This window comes from Streptomyces sp. NPDC002698 (assembly GCF_042888945.1).
Taxonomy (GTDB): Bacteria; Actinomycetota; Actinomycetes; order Streptomycetales; family Streptomycetaceae; genus Streptomyces.
This window is the reverse complement of sequence record NZ_JBIAQM010000009.1, coordinates 35,205-52,138: the sequence shown is the minus strand read 5'-3', so window position 1 is coordinate 52,138 and position 16,934 is coordinate 35,205. Positions and strand designations below refer to the sequence as shown.

At 71.3% G+C, this 16,934-nt stretch carries 18 protein-coding genes; 9 read left to right on the top strand and 9 right to left on the bottom strand.

The features are described from left to right. Window positions 1–201: 201 nt before the first annotated feature. The 3 genes from dapF to miaA form a co-directional block, all read right to left on the bottom strand. Window positions 202–1,071 carry a diaminopimelate epimerase gene (dapF, locus tag ACFYW9_RS15510; RefSeq protein WP_389149759.1) on the bottom strand — a complete coding sequence of 290 codons (870 nt, stop codon included), beginning with the start codon at window positions 1,069–1,071 and terminating at the stop codon, window positions 202–204. 111 nt (window positions 1,072–1,182) lie between these two features. Then, window positions 1,183–1,722, bottom strand: coding sequence for a hypothetical protein (locus tag ACFYW9_RS15505; RefSeq protein WP_389150108.1), 540 nt, complete (start codon window positions 1,720–1,722; stop codon window positions 1,183–1,185). 107 nt (window positions 1,723–1,829) lie between these two features. Then, window positions 1,830–2,768: a tRNA (adenosine(37)-N6)-dimethylallyltransferase MiaA gene (miaA, locus tag ACFYW9_RS15500; protein WP_351868143.1), complete on the bottom strand. Its 939-nt coding sequence runs from the start codon at window positions 2,766–2,768 to the stop codon at window positions 1,830–1,832. A gap of 182 nt (window positions 2,769–2,950) precedes the next feature. Here miaA and ACFYW9_RS15495 point away from each other — a divergent pair, with 182 nt between their 5' ends. Both ACFYW9_RS15495 and ACFYW9_RS15490 read left to right on the top strand, forming a co-directional pair. Continuing rightward, window positions 2,951–3,202, top strand: coding sequence for a hypothetical protein (locus tag ACFYW9_RS15495; RefSeq protein ID WP_389149755.1), 252 nt, complete (start codon window positions 2,951–2,953; stop codon window positions 3,200–3,202). A 24-nt stretch (window positions 3,203–3,226) separates the two neighbouring features. Next, complete coding sequence (locus ACFYW9_RS15490) at window positions 3,227–3,490, top strand: antitoxin (RefSeq protein WP_389149752.1); 264 nt, start codon at window positions 3,227–3,229, stop codon at window positions 3,488–3,490. 162 nt (window positions 3,491–3,652) lie between these two features. Here the strand turns inward: ACFYW9_RS15490 and ACFYW9_RS15485 are convergent, their stop codons facing one another. The 4 genes from ACFYW9_RS15485 to ACFYW9_RS15470 form a co-directional block, all read right to left on the bottom strand. Beyond that, complete coding sequence (locus tag ACFYW9_RS15485; RefSeq protein WP_389149749.1) at window positions 3,653–4,402, bottom strand: class III extradiol dioxygenase subunit B-like domain-containing protein; 750 nt, start codon at window positions 4,400–4,402, stop codon at window positions 3,653–3,655. A gap of 50 nt (window positions 4,403–4,452) precedes the next feature. After that, window positions 4,453–5,979, bottom strand: coding sequence for a tRNA (N6-isopentenyl adenosine(37)-C2)-methylthiotransferase MiaB (gene miaB / locus ACFYW9_RS15480; protein ID WP_389149746.1), 1,527 nt, complete (start codon window positions 5,977–5,979; stop codon window positions 4,453–4,455). A gap of 176 nt (window positions 5,980–6,155) precedes the next feature. Next, complete coding sequence (locus tag ACFYW9_RS15475) at window positions 6,156–7,034, bottom strand: alpha/beta hydrolase (protein ID WP_389149743.1); 879 nt, start codon at window positions 7,032–7,034, stop codon at window positions 6,156–6,158. 100 nt (window positions 7,035–7,134) lie between these two features. Beyond that, on the bottom strand, window positions 7,135–7,554 hold the full coding sequence (locus ACFYW9_RS15470; RefSeq protein WP_389149740.1) for a MazG nucleotide pyrophosphohydrolase domain-containing protein: 420 nt from the start codon (window positions 7,552–7,554) through the stop codon (window positions 7,135–7,137). A gap of 183 nt (window positions 7,555–7,737) precedes the next feature. Here ACFYW9_RS15470 and ACFYW9_RS15465 point away from each other — a divergent pair, with 183 nt between their 5' ends. Then, window positions 7,738–8,733 (top strand): TAXI family TRAP transporter solute-binding subunit, encoded by a 996-nt coding sequence (locus tag ACFYW9_RS15465; RefSeq protein ID WP_389149737.1) that lies wholly within the window; start codon window positions 7,738–7,740, stop codon window positions 8,731–8,733. A 37-nt stretch (window positions 8,734–8,770) separates the two neighbouring features. Here ACFYW9_RS15465 and ACFYW9_RS15460 read toward each other — a convergent pair whose 3' ends face one another. Together ACFYW9_RS15460 and ACFYW9_RS15455 are read right to left on the bottom strand one after the other, a co-directional pair. Continuing rightward, the gene (locus ACFYW9_RS15460; RefSeq protein WP_389149734.1) at window positions 8,771–10,177 is read right to left on the bottom strand and encodes a sensor histidine kinase; all 1,407 of its coding nucleotides are present in this window, start codon (window positions 10,175–10,177) and stop codon (window positions 8,771–8,773) included. Between the two features lie 8 nt (window positions 10,178–10,185). Continuing rightward, complete coding sequence (locus ACFYW9_RS15455; protein ID WP_326785114.1) at window positions 10,186–10,872, bottom strand: response regulator transcription factor; 687 nt, start codon at window positions 10,870–10,872, stop codon at window positions 10,186–10,188. Window positions 10,873–11,195: 323 nt separating this feature from the next. On the opposite strand from ACFYW9_RS15455, the gene ACFYW9_RS15450 reads away from it, so the two are divergent. The 6 genes from ACFYW9_RS15450 (at window position 11,196) to ACFYW9_RS15425 (ending at window position 16,835) form a co-directional block, all read left to right on the top strand. Beyond that, window positions 11,196–11,972 (top strand): amino acid ABC transporter ATP-binding protein, encoded by a 777-nt coding sequence (locus ACFYW9_RS15450; protein ID WP_351868119.1) that lies wholly within the window; start codon window positions 11,196–11,198, stop codon window positions 11,970–11,972. A gap of 110 nt (window positions 11,973–12,082) precedes the next feature. Next, window positions 12,083–12,925 (top strand): glutamate ABC transporter substrate-binding protein, encoded by an 843-nt coding sequence (locus ACFYW9_RS15445; RefSeq protein ID WP_389149729.1) that lies wholly within the window; start codon window positions 12,083–12,085, stop codon window positions 12,923–12,925. A 178-nt stretch (window positions 12,926–13,103) separates the two neighbouring features. After that, window positions 13,104–13,772 (top strand): amino acid ABC transporter permease, encoded by a 669-nt coding sequence (locus ACFYW9_RS15440; RefSeq protein WP_389149726.1) that lies wholly within the window; start codon window positions 13,104–13,106, stop codon window positions 13,770–13,772. Further along, complete coding sequence (locus tag ACFYW9_RS15435; protein WP_389149723.1) at window positions 13,769–14,656, top strand: amino acid ABC transporter permease; 888 nt, start codon at window positions 13,769–13,771, stop codon at window positions 14,654–14,656. The genes ACFYW9_RS15440 and ACFYW9_RS15435 overlap by 4 nt, the downstream gene beginning before the upstream one ends. 233 nt (window positions 14,657–14,889) lie before the next feature. Beyond that, on the top strand, window positions 14,890–16,641 hold the full coding sequence (locus tag ACFYW9_RS15430) for an FAD-dependent monooxygenase (protein ID WP_389149720.1): 1,752 nt from the start codon (window positions 14,890–14,892) through the stop codon (window positions 16,639–16,641). A gap of 107 nt (window positions 16,642–16,748) precedes the next feature. Further along, window positions 16,749–16,835 carry a putative leader peptide gene (locus ACFYW9_RS15425; protein WP_318722129.1) on the top strand — a complete coding sequence of 29 codons (87 nt, stop codon included), beginning with the start codon at window positions 16,749–16,751 and terminating at the stop codon, window positions 16,833–16,835. Window positions 16,836–16,934 lie beyond the last annotated feature (99 nt).

Sequence of the window (16,934 nt, the reverse complement as noted above, 5' to 3'; positions counted from 1 at the left end):
GCCCCATGGCGTACTCGGCTCAGGGGATGGTGTCGATCCCCCGTCCGGGCCGGTGCTTGATGCTACCGACCCCACCACGCCCGGCTGACCGCCTCTCGCCGAGCGTGAAACGGATCACCCGATCGAGCGAAGGTTTTGGGGTTTACCGTTTCGGTTTTCTGGAAGGGACGGCAAGGACGTACGACGTCCGTCCCCCGCGGCTCAGCGCAGCGCGCCGTCCAGCCACTCCGCGTCGATCTCGCCCTCGGCGACGATCACGGCGGGGCCCGTCATCTCGATCTCGCCGTCCGCGTGCTCGGTGATGACCAGGCGTCCGCCGGGCACGTCGACGGTGTACGTCGCCGGGGTGCCGGTCACGGCGGGGTCGGCGTTGTCGCGGCGGGCGGTGGCGACGGCCACGGCGCAGGCGCCCGTGCCGCAGGAGCGGGTCTCGCCCGAGCCGCGTTCGTGGACCCGCAGGGAGACATGGCCCGGCCCGCGGTCGACGACGAACTCGACGTTGACCCCGTCCGGGTAGGCGGAGGCCGGGGTGAACGGCGGCGGTGCGAGGAGATCGCCGGCGTGCGCGAGATCGTCCACGAAGGCGACCGCGTGCGGGTTGCCCATGTTCACGTTGCGCGCGGGCCAGCTGCGCTCGCCGACGCTCACCGTGACCTCGCCCTCGGGGAGGCGCGCCTTGCCCATGCCGACGGTGACGTCTCCGTCCTTGGCGATGTGGACGGGCTTCACGCCGCCGCGCGTGGCGATCGTGGTGTCCCCTTCGGCCACATGTCCGGCCCGGTGGAGATAGTGGGCGAACACGCGGACTCCGTTGCCGCACATCTCGGCGACCGAACCGTCGCCGTTGCGGTAGTCCATGAACCACTCCGCCTCGGCCGCCATCTCCCCGGCCTCGGGGTGCGCGGCGGACCGCACGACGTGCAGCAGACCGTCTCCGCCGATGCCCGCGCGGCGGTCGCACAGGGCGGCGACGGCGGCGGGAGGCAGGTCGAGGAGATTCTCCGGGTCCGGGATGATCACGAAGTCGTTCTCGGTCCCGTGGCCCTTGAGGAAGGCGATCCGCGTGCTCATTCCTCGATCGTACGGGGTCGCCACGACAGCCCTGCCCGCGCGGTGCGGGTGCCGGGACGGCGCTCGCACCGGCACCGGCGCGCGGTGGTCCGCCGTGGAGCGGGCCGGGGGTCAGCGCAGTCGGGCCACACGTCCCACGGCGAGCACGGCCACCGCGGCGACGATCACGACGTAGGCGAGCACCACCCGCCAGTCGGCGCGTCGGCCGGAGCCGCGCGGCGGGAAACCGGGCAGCGCGTAGCCGACCCGGCGGGCGGCCATCAGGCCCCAGCCGGCGGCGCACAGGCAGATCAGCAGGCCGAGCATCGCGACCACGGCACCGCCGTCGCCGAACTCGAAGGCGAGCGGGAAGGCGAACATCAGGGAGCCCGTCGCGGCCAGCGCCACGATGGGCGCGAGCTGCCAGATGCGCAGCAGGCGCTGCGGGCGCAGCTCGACCTCGACCTCCGGCTCGGGGGACATCTCACCGGGGCCGGGGCCGTCGGCGATCACCCCGCCGGGGGCGTCCTCGGGGCCGTCGGAGCTCAGTCGCTCTCCGCCCAGCTCCGCCTCGACGCCGAGGTCGGCGTCCGGATCGATACTCAGACGAACTCCGTCCCGATCAGCACCGTACTCAGTGCCTCGTGCAGTGTCGCGAGGGCCGGCCTCCATCGCCACGCGCCCTCCCAACTCGGACTTCACTGGTCGATCGAAGCTTGATGATGGCACGGCGCCGGAGGCCCGGATGACGGCCGGAGCGTCCCGATGCCATGACGTGATCAGGCTGTGACCGGTCGTTCGAGCAACGTCAGTGCGAGTTCCGGGAGTTCTGTGAGATCCGCCGCAGCCCCACTGAGCCAATGCACCCTGGGGTCGCGCCGGAACCATGAATCCTGACGGCGCGCGAAGCGCTTGGTGGCGCGAACGGTCTCGGCGCGGGCCTCGTCCTCGGTGCACTCCCCGGCGAGCGCCGCGAGGACCTGCTGGTATCCGAGCGCGCGGGAGGCCGTGCGCCCGGCGCGCAGGCCTTGCGCCTCCAGCGTGCGTACTTCGTCCACGAGCCCGGCCTCCCACATCCGGTCCACCCGCCGCGCGATGCGCTCGTCGAGCTCGGGGCGGGCCACGTCCACACCGATCTGGAGGGTGTCGTAGACGGAGTCGTGGCCGGGCAGGTTGGCGGTGAAGGGCTTGCCGGTGATCTCGATGACCTCGAGGGCGCGGACGATCCGCCGGCCGTTGCTGGGCAGGATCGCCCGGGCGGCCCCGGGGTCGGCCATGGCGAGCCGCGCGTGCAGGGCTCCGGAGCCGCGCAGGGCGAGCTCCTCCTCCAGGCGGGCGCGCACGGCGGGGTCGGTGCCGGGGAACTCCATCTTGTCGACGGCTCCGCGGACGTACAGTCCGGAGCCGCCCACCAGCACCGGCCAGCGGCCCTCGGCGAGCAGCGCGTCGATCCGGGCCCGGGCGAGCCGCTGGTACTCGGCGACGCTGGCGGCGACCGTCACGTCCCAGATGTCCAGGAGGTGGTGCGGGACGCCGCCGCGCTCGGCGGGCGTCAGCTTGGCGGTGCCGATGTCCATCCCGCGGTACAGCTGCATCGAGTCGGCGTTGATGACCTCGCCGCCGAGACGCCTGGCGAGGAAGACGCCCAGATCGGACTTTCCTGCGGCGGTCGGTCCGACGACGGCGATGACCCGGGGTGCGGGGGGTGCGCTGCTCACGGTCCCAGTCTCGCAAACCCCGGGACCTCTCCGGCAACGAGCAGCGTGACGCCAGGCTTCCGGGTTCGTTCCCTCAAGCGAGGTTCCGGCCGCCGGTTCCGAGGACCGGTGACCCGGTCGACGCAATGGGCCGCACCGGGCGACGCGGAATTTCGCCCTCACGAGTAACGTATGGAGCTGATATGGGCGTTTTTGAACGGCTTCTCCGGAGGTCGAAGGCCACCGAGGAGGCGCCGGCCGTCGAGGCACCGGCCGTCGAGGCACCGGCCGTCGAGGCGCGGGGAGCGGTGGAGGCCGGGGGTTCGTCCGGGAACGAGGGCGGGGAGACGGCTCGGACCGCCGGGGCCACCGCCCCGGAGGACGCCGGCATCCCCCGGCAGCAGACCCCCGAAGAGGCCGCCGACAACGAGGCCGACAAGGGCTCCCGCACCTGACTGTCCCGCGAGGGAAGGCGAACCATGGGTCTGATGGACAATCTGAAAGCCAAGCTGGGGCCCGCCAAGGACAAGGTCTCCGGGCTCGCGCAGCAGCACGGGCACAAGGTCGCTCACGGTCTCGACAAGGCCGCGAAGGTGGTCGACGACAAGACCAAGCACAAGTACAGCGGCACGATCCATACAGGCACGGGCAAGGCGAAGGACGCCGTGGACCGCCTCGCGCACAAGGGCGACGGCGGGGACGCGAGTCCGTCGGACATGCCGCCCCGGCCCCCGGCTTCCTGAACGACCCGCACATCGGCGGACGGCCGCGAAGGGCTCAGGCTGCTTCCGGCCGTCCGCCGCGTCCGGTGACGGCGTGTCGGCGGGTGCGTCCGAGGAGGCGGCGGGGAGTCCGGGGAGCACGCCCGGGCCGTCCGCCGCGTAGGCCGGGCATCCGGCTCCGGCCTACGACCAGGCCGCCACCAGGTATCCCACCCCGTAGGGAGCGTCGTCGTACAGCAGGGCGCCGCCGAGTCCCGCGCCCTCGGCCGCGCCCGCGAGGACCTGCCAGGGCGCGCGCCCCGCGGCCTTCAGCTCGTACGCCAGATCGATGTCCAGCGCCTTGAGGGCGGCGACGTCGGCCGCCCCGAGCGCCCGCGCGACCTCCGCGTCGAAGGCCTCCGCGCGCTCGTCGAGATAGCCCGGAGCCTTGAGGGTCCTGCACGCGCTGGCGTCCCCCATCACGAGCAGGGCCACCCGCCCGGCCCGCCCGCCGATCCGCGCGCCGGTCTCGACGCACCGCTCGGCCTCCAGGGGTTCTCCGACCCCGAGCCCCTCCACCGGGGCGTCGGACCAGCCGGTGCGCTCCAGCAGCCATGCGGCGACGGCGAGCGAGGGCGGCAGCCCACGTTCCGGTGAACCGGAACCCGCGCCGTCCGTGTCGCGGTTCGCGTCGCCGGCGGCCGGACGGCCGAGGCACACGTCGAGGTCGACCCCGAAGCCGCTGAAGGAGCCGCGGGTGCCCTCCGGATGGGGTCCGCGACCGCTCTTCCCGGCCGGGCCGACGACCACCAGCAGGTCGGGACGGGACGCGGCGAGCACGCCCAGCGCGTCCGTGACCGCGGCGCGCGCGGCGTCCAGCTCGGGGGCCGCTCCCGCGGCGACATCGGGGACGAGCAGCGGAGGGCAGGGGCAGACTGCGGCGGCTACAAGCATGAGCCGCAGCGTATCGCCGCACACCGCCCGGTCCGCCCCGGCGGTCGCGGTCAGTCGCAGCCGCAGCCGCCGCCCGTGGCGACCGGAAGCGGCTCCGGGGCCCCGATCTTCGGCAGGCCCAGCATGACGCCGGCCGGCTTGGCGGTCTCGGCGGCGTTGCGCTTCTCCCAGGCGTCACCCGCGCGCGTGCGGCGCACGTCCAGGACGGCGCCCTCGGCGAGCAGGTGGTGCGGGGCGGCGTACGTGATCTCGACGGTGACCACGTCACCGGGGCGGACCTCTTCGCCGGGCTTGGTGAAGTGGACCAGCCGGTTGTCGGGGGCGCGGCCCGACAGGCGGTGGGTGGCGCCGTCCTTGCGGCCCTCGCCCTCGGCGACCATCAGCTCCAGGACGCGGCCGACCTGCTTCTTGTTCTCGTCCCAGGAGATCTCCTCCTGGAGGGCGACGAGACGCTCGTAGCGCGCCTGGACGACCTCCTTGGGGATCTGCCCCTCCATGGTGGCCGCCGGGGTGCCGGGGCGCTTGGAGTACTGGAACGTGAAGGCCGCCGAGAAGCGGGCCTCGCGGACCGCGTGCAGGGTCTGCTCGAAGTCCTCCTCCGTCTCACCGGGGAAGCCCACGATGATGTCGGTGGTGATCGCCGCGTCCGGGATGGCGGCCCGGACCTTCTCGATGATCCCCAGGAAGCGGTCCTGGCGGTACGAGCGGCGCATCGCCTTCAGGACCGTGTCCGAGCCGGACTGCATCGGCATGTGCAGCTGCGGCATCACGTTCGGGGTCTCGGCCATGGCGGCGATCACGTCGTCGGTGAAGTCGCGCGGGTGCGGCGAGGTGAAGCGCACGCGCTCCAGGCCCTCGATCTTCCCGCAGGCGCGCAGCAGCTTGCCGAAGGCCTCGCGGTCACCGATGTCGCTGCCGTACGCGTTGACGTTCTGGCCGAGAAGGGTGATCTCGGAGACGCCCTCGCCGACCAGTGCCTCGATCTCGGCCAGGATGTCGCCGGTCCTGCGGTCCTTCTCCTTGCCGCGCAGCGCGGGGACGATGCAGAACGTGCAGGTGTTGTTGCAGCCGACGGAGATCGACACCCAGGCCGCGTACGCGCTCTCGCGGCGGGTCGGCAGCGTGGAGGGGAAGGCCTCCAGGGACTCGGCGATCTCGATCTGCGCCTCTTCCTGGACGCGGGCGCGCTCCAGGAGGACGGGCAGCTTGCCGATGTTGTGCGTGCCGAAGACGACGTCCACCCAGGGCGCCCGCTTCACGATGGTGTCGCGGTCCTTCTGGGCGAGGCAGCCGCCGACGGCGATCTGCATGCCGGGGCGCTTCGTCTTCATCGGGGCGAGGCGGCCGAGGTTGCCGTAGAGCTTGTTGTCGGCGTTCTCGCGTACGGCGCAGGTGTTGAAGACGACGACGTCCGCGTCCCCGTCCGCGCCCTCGGGCGCCCGCACGTAACCGGCGCCTTCGAGGAGCCCGGAGAGCCGTTCGGAGTCATGGACGTTCATCTGACACCCGTAGGTGCGCACTTCGTACGTCTTGGATTCCTGAACGTCCACTGCCTGACTCCGGTCGCCGCTGCTCATGGGACAAGGGTAGGCGGTGCCGGGAGTACGTCCGGACGCCGGAGCCGGGGCCGCCCGCAGCCCGTCACACGACGTGCGGTTTCCGGCACCCGGCGTGCGGCCGAAGGCACCCGGGGTACGGCCGGAGGCACCCGGCATCCCTCGCCCCCGCACCCCTCTCCCTCCGCGCCCCTCCGTCACCCGCCCAGCGCGACGAACCGCTCGGCGACGGTCCTCGCGGCGGTTCCGAGCAGGATCGTGTAGTGGTTGGAACCCTCGACCAGCTCGGCGGGGAGGTTCACCGGCCCGCCGGTCCAGCGTGCGACGACGGACGCCTCCAGCATCGGCGGCTCCTGGCCTAGCAGTCCGAGGGGCGCGCGCAGCAGCAGGGCCGGGACGCCCAGCCCCGTGAGGTCGGCGGCGAACAGGCCGGCGGACGTCAGCAGATCGCGCCCGTCGTGCCGCACGGCCTCCTCCCGCACCTTCGAGCGCCTGGCACCCCGGGGGCCCGTGACGTCGTAGCGCACGTACGTCTCGATGTCCGCGTTCCAGTGCGGTCCGAGCGCCGGATGCGCGCGGAAGAAGTCGACGTAGGCCGCGTCGGTGTCGTACGTCCGGCCGAGGCGGGCCAGCGCGGGTCCGAGCGTGGTGTCGAGGACGGCGTCGAGGTCCGTGCCGGGCGGGACGGGCAGCGGCAGACCGCCGTCGACGAGCAGCAGCCGGTCGAACAGCGCGGGCCGGAGCGCGGCCGCCCTCAGCGCGGTGTACGCGCCCATCGAGTGCCCGGTCAGAGCGACCGGCCGGCCGCCGCCCAGGTCCCGGGCCAGACGGCACAGGTCCGTGGCGTGCCGGTCGAGGCCGTACGGGCCGGGGGTGTCCGCGCTTCCGCCGCGTCCGCGCAGGTCGGGCGCGAACAGGCTCCACTCGTCGGGGAGGTGACGGGCCATGGCGCGAAAGGACATCCCGGATCCGGTGATGCCGTGTGCCGCCAGAGCGATCCGCGGCCCCCTGCCGAACCTCAGGACACGGAGGGTTCCGCCCTCGACGGGCAGGTCGAGCCCGGCCGGCTCGTTCATGCGCTCTCCTGGTCGTCGCTGTGCACGTGCGGCCTCCCCCTCGGGGCGGCCGTCTGGTGGCGGCGGCCCGTACGGCCTGCCCCGTGGGGACGCCATGGTCTTACGCGTCCGGCGCGCTCCACCCCTGCCGCCGCAGCACCTCCGACACGTCCGGTGCCCGGTAGTGCTCGCCCTTGAGGACCTTGCCGTCGGCTCTGCGGGCGACGTGCCCGTCGGGGCCGAGCTTCGTCATGTTGGCCCGGTGGATCTCGGCGATCACCGCGTCGAGGTCGATCCCGTGGACGAGGGCCGTGCCGTACGCCACGTACACGACATCGGCGAGCTCGTGCGCCAGCCGGTCGAGCGGGCCGCCGACCGAGACCTCGGCGACCTCGGCGGCCTCCTCCGCCAGCAGCTCGCCCCGGTGTGCGGCGAGCTTCGGGGAGACCTCGGTCGGGGTACCGCGGACATCGAGGCCGAAGGCGAGATGGAACTCGCGGACCAGCGGGGCCGGGGAGGGCGACGGCGCGACCGCGGACACGGAAGAACCGGACGACGGGAGCGAAGACACGGGAGGACGGGACGGCGGGACCGTGGACACGGGAGAGTCGGACGGCGGGACCTGCGACGGCGGCGACTGCATTCGGCGAGCCTACCGATCCGCCGCGCCCCCTCGCGGGCCCGGCCTGGCCAGGACCGGGCCCGGACTGGCAGGATCGCGCGCATGTTCCAGGCACTGACCCGTATCGGCCGACGTGGCGCGCTGTCCGGCTCGGCGGCCGTCCTCGCGGTCGTCGGGCTGCTGTGGTGGCTGCTGCCGCTGGGCGAGGAGTCCCCGAGCGGGAGGATCACCTTCAGCACGGGCACCGCGACCGGGGTCTACCAGATGTACGGCAAGCTCCTGCAGGGCGCTATCGCCAAGGACATGCCCGACCTGGACGTGGAATTGCAGGACAGCGACGGATCGCAGCAGAACATCAGCCGGGTGGCCACGGGCGAGGCGGACTTCACCATCGCGGCGGCCGACGCCGTGGAGACGTACATCCTCCAGAACAAGCCGGGCGCGAGCCGGTTGCGCGGCTGCTCGCGGCTCTACGACGACTATGTGCACCTGGTGGTCCCGCGCTCCTCGCCCGTGCAGACCGTGGCGGACCTGAAGGGCATGAAGGTCGCCGTGGGACCGAGCGGATCCGGGGTGCGGCTGATCGCGAACCATGTGCTCGAAGCGGCGGGTCTTGACCCCGACAGGGACGTCAAGCCGCTCGACGACGGCATCGCGACCATGCCCGGCCTGCTCGAAGAGCACAAGATCGATGCCTTCTTCTGGTCGGGCGGCCTGCCGACGAACCCCGTCCGGAAGCTCTCCAAGGCCGATGACATCAGGCTGGTGCCGATCGGCAGCGACCTCGTCGAGAAGCTGCACGAGCAGGGCGGCGCCTCCCGCTACTACCGGTCGGCCGTGATGCCCGCGGACGCCTACCCCGAGGCGCAGCGCGGCTCGGCCGTGCAGACGCTGGCCGTGACCAACTTCCTGATCACCCGGGAGGACGCCGACGCGGACCTCACCGAGGCGCTCACCCGCACGGTGATCGCCAGCCGCGACCGCATCGGCGCCGTGGTGCACGCGGCCCAGCTCGTGGACCTGCGCACGGCGATCTACACGGACCCGCTGCCGCTGCACGAGGGCGCGCGCCGCTACTACCGGTCGATCAAGCCGTAGCGGCGCCCCGGCCCGTGGGAACGCGGCAGGGGATCTCTCAGGCCGCCGGCTCCGACCTGGGCACCGTCACCGTCACCCGCAGGCCGTGCGGTTCGTGGCGGCCGTACGCGATGGAGCCGCCGCCCGCGGCGAGCAGGGCCCGGGAGATGGAGAGGCCGAGGCCCGAGCCCTTGATGTTCTGATGGGCCGCGCTGCGCCAGAAGCGGTCGCCTATGCGCGCCAGGTCCTCGTCGCCGAGGCCGGGGCCGCCGTCGGTGACCACGACGGTCGAGGAGGTGCCGTTCGAGGCGACCGTCACCTCGACGCACTCCCCCTCGGGCGTGAACTTGACGGCGTTGTCGATCACCGCGTCCAGGGCGCTGGACAGCGTGATGGGGTCGGCCCACGCGGTCGTGGGCGGGCAGTTCCCCGCCAGCCGTACGCCCCTGCTGTCGGCGACCGGCTGCCAGGACGCCACGCGCTCGGCGGCCAGCGCGCCGATGTCGGTGAGGCGCGTATCGGCCTCGGCGTGCTCGGCGAGCGCCAGGTCGAGCAGGTCGTCGAGCACCTGGGTGAGGCGCTTGCCCTCGGTGCGGACCGACGCGATCTCCTCGTTGCCCTCGGGGAGTTCGAGGGCGAGCAGCTCGATCCGAAGGAGCAACGCCGAGAGCGGGTTGCGCAGTTGGTGCGAGGCGTCGGCGACGAAGGCACGCTGCTGTTCCAGCACGCTCTCGACGTTGTCGGCCATCTCGTTGAACGACCGTGCCAGACGCTGGAGTTCGGGCGGTCCACCGGCGGGCGCGACCCGGGACTTCAGACGGCCGGTCGCGATGTCGTGGGTGGTGGCGTCGAGAACGCGTACGGGTCTGAGCACCCAGCCGGTCAGGCGCAGCGCGGCGCCGAGGGCGAGGAGCATCGCGGCGATCTCGCCCGCGCCGATGATCAGCCAGCCGTTCAGGGTCTTGGAACGCATCTGCCCGGTGGGCGAGTCCGTGACGACGACGGCGACGACGTCGCCGTCCCTGATGACCGGGGAGGCGACGACGAGACGGTGGTGCTGCCAGGGCCAGACCTGTTCGGGGTCGTGGCTGCGGCGGCTGACGAGCGCCTCCCTGAAGGCGTCGCGGGCCGCGCCGGCCTTGGGCGGGAGCCAGCTCTCCGGCGCGTTGGCCATCGGCTCGTCGTCGCGGTAGAAGACGCCGGCCCGGATGCCGTACACCTCGTAGTAGCGGGTGAGTTCGGTGCGCAGGGTCTCGCCGCGCTCGTCCGGGAAGCCGGCCCGGGAACGGCTGGGGTAGTCGGTGACGTACTGGGCGAGGGCCGCGAAGCGCGCGGTGTCGTCGATGCGGTCGACGACCACGCGCTGCTGCTGCGCCGCGGCGACGCTCACCGCGAGCGGCACGCCGAGCGCGAGCAGCACGGCCGCCATCAGGACGATGAGCAGCGGCAGAAGGCGGGTACGCACCGTGCCCGCTACGCGGCCGGGGCGACGAGCCGGTACCCGACGCCTCGTACGGTCTCGATCAGCGCCGGCATGCGCAGCTTGGAGCGCAGCGACGCCACGTGCACCTCCAGCGTGCGGCCGGTTCCTTCCCAGCTCGTGCGCCACACCTCGCTGATGATCTGCTCCCGGCGGAACACCACCCCGGGGCGCTGGGCCAGCAGCGCGAGCAGGTCGAACTCCTTGCGGGTCAGCTGGACCGTCGAACCGTCCACGGTGACCTGGCGGTTGGGGAGTTCGATGCGTACGGGGCCGAGCAGCACCATGGTCTCGCCGGAAGCCGACACGTCGTCGTGGGCGCTGCGCCGGCTGACGGCGTGGATCCGGGCGAGCAGTTCCCCGGTGTCGTAGGGCTTCACGACGTAGTCGTCGGCGCCGAGGTTGAGGCCGTGGATGCGGGACCGTACGTCCGCGCGCGCGGTGACCATGATCACCGGCGTGGCGGTCCGCTTGCGGATCTTGCCGCAGACCTCGTAGCCGTCCTGGTCGGGCAGCCCCAGGTCGAGCAGGACGACGCCGAAGCCGTCGCTCTCCGGGACGAGGGCCTGAAGGGCCTCCTCGCCGCTTCGGGCATGCGTGACCTCGAAGCCGTGCCGTGCCAGCACCGCGGACAGGGCGGCGGCGACATGGTTGTCGTCCTCGACGAGGAGCAGTCTCATTCCGGCCCCCTCCGCTTCATCGGTCGTACCCGTTTCGTCGGTCGTGCGGTCTCGGGTCTCATCGGTCGAACGGTCCTTTTCAAGAACGTCGGTGCACGCGCGCGTGCACCTAGGAAGTCACGCCGATGGACAAGGACGGCGTCAAGGGGCTTCGGGTTGCCCGGGGCTTCCGTTACCCAGCCGGTACGCGCATTCGTACGGCTGCTACGACACGTGTCCGATTGCTACCGGATCGTGATGCTCAAGTTCCCCTCAGATGTAATGACGCTGGTCGTGAGGGGTCACTACTGTCCTCCGAAACGAGGAGGACGGAGCCCAAGGCGATGACCGAAGCATCGGCGGCCAAGGACGCCATGGCCGGGACCGACGAACTGGTCGTCCTGAAGAGCGTCAACAAGCACTTCGGCGCGTTGCACGTGCTCCAGGACATCGACCTGACGATCACGCGCGGCGAGGTCGTCGTGGTCATCGGACCCTCCGGGTCCGGGAAGTCCACCCTGTGCCGCACCATCAACCGTCTGGAGACGATCGATTCGGGTGACATCTCGATCGACGGCAGGCCGCTGCCCCAGGAGGGAAAGGCGCTCGCCCGGCTCCGCGCCGATGTGGGCATGGTCTTCCAGTCCTTCAACCTCTTCGCGCACAAGACCGTGCTCGAGAACGTGATGCTGGGGCAGACCAAGGTCCGCAGGACCGGCAAGCAGGCGGCGGAGGAGAAGGCGCGCGCCCTGCTCGACCGCGTCGGCGTCAGCACGCAGGCGGACAAGTACCCGGCGCAGCTGTCGGGCGGCCAGCAGCAACGCGTCGCCATCGCGAGGGCGTTGGCGATGGACCCGAAGGTCATGCTGTTCGACGAGCCGACCTCGGCGCTGGACCCCGAGATGATCAACGAGGTCCTCGAGGTCATGCAGCAGCTCGCCCGGGACGGTATGACCATGATCGTCGTCACCCATGAGATGGGCTTCGCCCGTTCGGCTGCCAACCGGGTCGTCTTCATGGCCGACGGCCGCATCGTCGAAGAGGCTGTGCCGGACCAGTTCTTCAGCAATCCGCGCAGCGACCGTGCCAAGGACTTCCTCTCGAAGATCCTCCACCACTGATGTCTCCGCGCCGGGAGACCGCCTCCCCCCGCGGGGAGACCACGTCCCGGTCCACGGGGACCCCGTCCGTCGACGGCCCGTACTTCGCCCTGACTCAAAGGATGTTCACCATGAAGCTCCGCAAGGCAGCCGCGGCCTCGGCCGCCGTACTCGCACTCGCCGTGACCGCCACCGCGTGCGGTTCGAGCGACAAGGACGACAGTGGGTCCTCGTCCTCGGGCGGCGGCAAGATCAAGGTCGGCATCAAGTACGACCAGCCCGGTCTCGGCCTGAAGCAGCCGGACGGCTCCTTCGCCGGTTTCGACGTGGACGTCGCGACCTACGTGGCCAAGGAACTCGGCTACAAGCCCAGCCAGATCGAGTTCATCGAGACCAAGAGCGCCGACCGCGAGAACGCGCTCGCCCGCGGCGACGTCAAGTTCATCGCGGCCACCTACTCGATCACCGACGAGCGCAAGCAGAAGGTCGACTTCGCGGGCCCGTACCTGCTGGCCCACCAGGACCTGCTGGTCAAGAAGGACGCGAACATCTCGAAGGCCACGGACCTCAACGGCAAGAAGCTCTGCTCCGTGACCGGTTCGACCTCGGCGCAGAACATCCACGACACCATCGCCCCGAAGGCCAACCTGCGTAAGTACAGCGGCTACTCGGAGTGCATCGCGGGCCTGCAGAGCGGCGCCGTGGACGCGGTGACCACCGACGACTCGATCCTCGCGGGCTTCGCCGCGCAGGACAAGTACAAGGGCCAGTTCAAACTCGCCGGCCTCAAGCTGAGCAACGAGAACTACGGCATCGGCGTCAAGAAGGGCGACGCCGAGCTGGAGAAGAAGATCAACACCGCGCTGGAGAAGATGGTCAGCGACGGCGCCTGGAAGCAGGCGGTCGACAAGAACTTCGGCCCCGCGAACTACCAGTACGAGCAGGCCCCGAAGATCGGCGTCATCGTCAAGTAGCGCGGACACCGCCCGGTGACACGGGCACCGCGAGAAACACAGGGACCTCGGACGACGCGGGAATCCGCGGTTCACACGGGGTTGCGCAGGTGTGCCGCCGTCCGTCGCGATCACGGCGGCGGCATGCCGCGCCCGCCCAGTCCGCCACGTACGCCACCACCCGGAAGCGCGGGAGATCGTGTTCGACTTTCTTCAAGGTTATGACGTCCTGGGGGCGTTCTGGACGACGGTGAAACTCACCGTCTTCTCCGCCATCGGGTCCCTGGTCCTGGGCACCCTGCTGGCCGCGATGCGGGTCAGCCCGGTCCCGCTCATGCGCGGATTCGGCACGACCTACGTGAACATCGTCCGGAACATCCCCCTGACGGTCATCATCGTGTTCAGTTCGCTCGGCCTCGCGGACATCTTCGGTGTGACCATGGGCGCCTCCGACAACTTCGAGGTCCAGGGTTTCCGGCTCGCGGTGCTCAGTCTCGTCGGCTACCACGCGGCCTTCGTCTGCGAGGCGCTGCGCTCCGGCATCAACACCGTGCCGGTCGGACAGGCCGAGGCGGCCCGCGCGATCGGGCTCGGCTTCAGCCAGACCCTGAGGCTCGTCGTGCTGCCGCAGGCGTTCCGTTCCGTCATCATCCCGCTGGCCAACGTGCTGATCGCGCTGACCAAGAACACGACCGTGGCCGCCGCCATCGGCGTGGCCGAGGCCGCGAGCCTGATGAAGACGATGATCGAGAACGAGGCACAGACGGTCCTCATCGCCGCGGTCTTCGCCTTCGGCTTCGTGGTCCTGACCCTCCCCACCGGCCTCTTCCTCGGCTGGCTGGGCAAGCGACTGGCGGTAAAGCGATGACCTCCGTCCTCTACGACGCCCCCGGCCCCCGCGCCAAGCGCCGCAATGTGGTCCTCTCGGTGCTCTTCGTCGTCCTGCTCGCCCTGCTCCTGTGGTGGGTCTGGCTGGTGATGGACGACAAGGGCCAGCTCAAGTGGGACCTGTGGGAGCCGTTCATCACGGCCGACGCCTGGAACACGTATCTGCTGCCGGGCCTCTGGAACACGCTGAAGGCCGCCGCGCTCAGCATGGTGATCGCCCTTCCCCTGGGCGCCGCCCTCGGTATCGCACGTCTGTCCGACCACAGCTGGGTGCGGGTTCCCGTGGGCGCCGTGGTCGAGTTCTTCCGGTCCATCCCGGTCCTGCTGCTCATGCTGTTCGCGAACGAGCTCTACGCCAAGTCCGCGAACGTCGCGAGCGAGGACCGTCTGTTCTACGCGGTCGTCACCGGTCTGGTGCTCTACAACTCCGCGGTCCTCGCCGAGGTCGTACGGGCGGGCATCCTCGCGCTCCCCAGGGGACAGACGGAGGCCGCGTACGCGATCGGGCTGCGCAAGGGCCAGACGATGACCAGCATCCTGCTGCCGCAGTCGGTCACCGTGATGCTCCCGGCGATCGTCAGCCAGCTCGTCGTCATCGTGAAGGACACCGCGCTGGGCGGTGTGATGATCGGCTACGCGGAACTCCTCGTAGCACGCAGCACACTCGCGGCCAACTACGCCAACGTCGTCCCGAGCTTCATCGTGGTCGCCGTCATCTTCATCGTGGTGAACTTCGCGATCACCAGCTTCGCCTCCTGGCTGGAGGGGCGACTGCGCCGCAGCAAGAAGTCGACCGGCGCGGTGCTCTCACCGACGGACGCGGCCGTCGCCGGTACGGCCGCGACGGGTGTCGGCGGAGCCTGAGGACTGTCCGTCGGCGGGATCCGGGACCACGGCACCCCCTCCTTCTGACGTATCGTCCGAACATCAGTCGATCAGGGTGACCGAAGGGGTCAGTGACGTGACCGCCACTGACCCCGTCACTTGACGCAAGCAGCGGCAATGGGTTGCATACGTTCTGTGATCGTGCACCCTGCTCCACCTGCCTGTTCCCGTACGTCCCTCAGGACACAGCTCCGTGCAGGGGGCACCGCGCCGTGGACCCGGTGATCATCGTCGGAGCGGGGCCCGTGGGGCTCACGCTGGCCCTTGCGCTGGCTCGCCAGGAAGTCCCCTCCGTGGTCCTCGACGAGGGACCGGGCAAGGACGAACAGCGGCTCGCGCGGACCGTGGTGCTGCGCGAGGACACGGTCGCGCTGGTCGAACGGCTGACAGGACTGCCTCTCGACGACGCCGGCTTCCATTGGGCCGGATGGCGGTCGATGCGGCGCAGGCAGGTGATGCGCGAGATCTCCTTCGACGGGAAGGCTCCCGGGAGCACGAAGGGCGTCGCCGATCCTCTCGGCGCCGAGACCGCGTGGGGCGACGATCCTCGGGGGATCGTCGCCGCGCGCGGCACCGGCCCTTCCCGGGGTGCGGAAAGCGCCGCGGACGGTGAGGAGTTCAGCGCCCCCCTGCACATCGCCCAGCACGCGCTGACCGGCGCCCTGCGCGAGGCCATCATCCACGAGCGACTCATCAAGGTCGCCGTGCACAGCCGCCTCGACTCCGTCGAACAGGACGCCTCCGGCGTCACGGCGCACACCCGGGGACCCAAGGGCACCTGGTGGCGCGGCAGTTACCTGGTCGGCTGCGACGGACCGCGCTCGACCGTGCGCAAGCTCCAGGACATCCGCTTCCCCGGGCGCACGGCCGTCGAACGCCACGCCGTGGCGGCCCTGCGCACGGAACTCCCCTGGCCCGGAGAAGCGTTGCTGCACCGGATGACGCCGTGGCGCAGCTCCGGCCCCTCGGCCGGCGAGGTGAGCGCCCGTCCGCTCGCCGAGGACGTCTGGCGTCTTGACTGGCTGCTGCCACCGGGCAAGGACCTCGTCACGCCCGACCTGCTGGTGGCCCGCATCCGGGAGACCCTCGGGGGCTGGAGCGGCGGCGCCACACCCGCGTACGAACTGCTCGACACCGGAGTCCACACCGTCCACCACCGACTGGCCCGCCGCTGGCGCGTCGGCCGGGTCTTCCTCGCCGGGGACGCGGCCCACCTGCTCGGCACCCTCGGTACCCAGGGCCTGGACGAGGGGCTGCGGGACGCCGACAACCTCGCCTGGAAGCTGGCGCTCACCTGGCACCACGGCCCGCACCCCGCGCTCCTCGACAGCTACCAGACGGAACGGCGCGCGGTCGTCGCCGCCCGGCTGCGCGCCGCCGACCAGGCACTGCCCCTGCTGCGCGGCGGCGGCGGTCTGCGCGCCTACGTCCCCGGGTCCGCCCGCGGCCACGACGCCCTGCTCACGGACAGCCACCTGGGTCGCGGCCCGCTGGGCGCGCCGGGGGCGTACGCCCACTCCCCTCTCATGCCTCCGCCCGCCGAGTCGCACGCCCCTGTCGACACCGAGCCCGGTGCTCCGGTCGTCGATGTCCGGGTGACCGCGGAGGACGGTTCGTTCGTACCGCTGCGGGAACGGCTCGGGCGCGGGGTCCTGCTCGTCGTGCTGATCGCTCCGGGTACGGGGGTGTGGGCGCGCAAGCACTGGGTGACGGCCGGCGTCATGCCCCGGCTCGCCGCCGCCGTGACCGCGCTGCCGCACCCCGCCGAACTGCTCGTCGCGGAGAGCTACCCGGGCGCGGCGGCGCACACCGTGCTGCTGGTCCGCCCCGACGGACACCTGGTCACCGCGCTCAGCGGGGTCCGGCCGGCCGATCTGTACGAGGCGGCCGAGGCGACCCTCGGGGGACCTGCGGCGCGAGTGGAAGCGGAGAGCGCAGCGGAGGCGACCGCGGGCAGGAGATGAACGCCCCGTGACCTTCCGGCCCGGGGTCTCCCCGTCCTTCGGGCCTCCATGGTCCACATGGTGACGGTGAGTTGACCGGTCCTCGCCGCCATGGTCTACTCCGGATCGTGACCGACACCTGTGTGCGCCTGTGGCGGAGGGTCCATATGGACCTCGTCCGCTATGCGGGCTGCGTGTGTCGTCCGTCCTTCTGACTTCGCATCCTCATCTCCCGCGCGCCGCCGCCGTGCCGCCGCGCGCTTCTCGCGAACTCCCAGGACGGTCCGAGTGTCTGTACCACCCCCTGCCTCCAC

Bases quoted from the DNA above. Each gene is read 5' to 3' on its own strand.
- ACFYW9_RS15475 (WP_389149743.1), bottom strand. From the start codon at position 7,034: ATGAACGAGCCGGCCGGGCTCGACCTGCCCGTCGAGGGCGGAACCCTC.
- ACFYW9_RS15435 (WP_389149723.1), top strand. From the start codon at position 13,769: ATGACCTCCGTCCTCTACGACGCCCCCGGCCCCCGCGCCAAGCGCCGC.
- miaB (WP_389149746.1), bottom strand. From the start codon at position 5,979: ATGAGCAGCGGCGACCGGAGTCAGGCAGTGGACGTTCAGGAATCCAAG.
- ACFYW9_RS15445 (WP_389149729.1), top strand. From the start codon at position 12,083: ATGAAGCTCCGCAAGGCAGCCGCGGCCTCGGCCGCCGTACTCGCACTC.
- ACFYW9_RS15485 (WP_389149749.1), bottom strand. From the start codon at position 4,402: ATGCTTGTAGCCGCCGCAGTCTGCCCCTGCCCTCCGCTGCTCGTCCCC.
- ACFYW9_RS15465 (WP_389149737.1), top strand. From the start codon at position 7,738: ATGTTCCAGGCACTGACCCGTATCGGCCGACGTGGCGCGCTGTCCGGC.
- ACFYW9_RS15450 (WP_351868119.1), top strand. From the start codon at position 11,196: ATGACCGAAGCATCGGCGGCCAAGGACGCCATGGCCGGGACCGACGAA.
- ACFYW9_RS15490 (WP_389149752.1), top strand. From the start codon at position 3,227: ATGGGTCTGATGGACAATCTGAAAGCCAAGCTGGGGCCCGCCAAGGAC.
- dapF (WP_389149759.1), bottom strand. From the start codon at position 1,071: ATGAGCACGCGGATCGCCTTCCTCAAGGGCCACGGGACCGAGAACGAC.
- ACFYW9_RS15455 (WP_326785114.1), bottom strand. From the start codon at position 10,872: ATGAGACTGCTCCTCGTCGAGGACGACAACCATGTCGCCGCCGCCCTG.
- ACFYW9_RS15495 (WP_389149755.1), top strand. From the start codon at position 2,951: ATGGGCGTTTTTGAACGGCTTCTCCGGAGGTCGAAGGCCACCGAGGAG.
- ACFYW9_RS15505 (WP_389150108.1), bottom strand. From the start codon at position 1,722: ATGGAGGCCGGCCCTCGCGACACTGCACGAGGCACTGAGTACGGTGCT.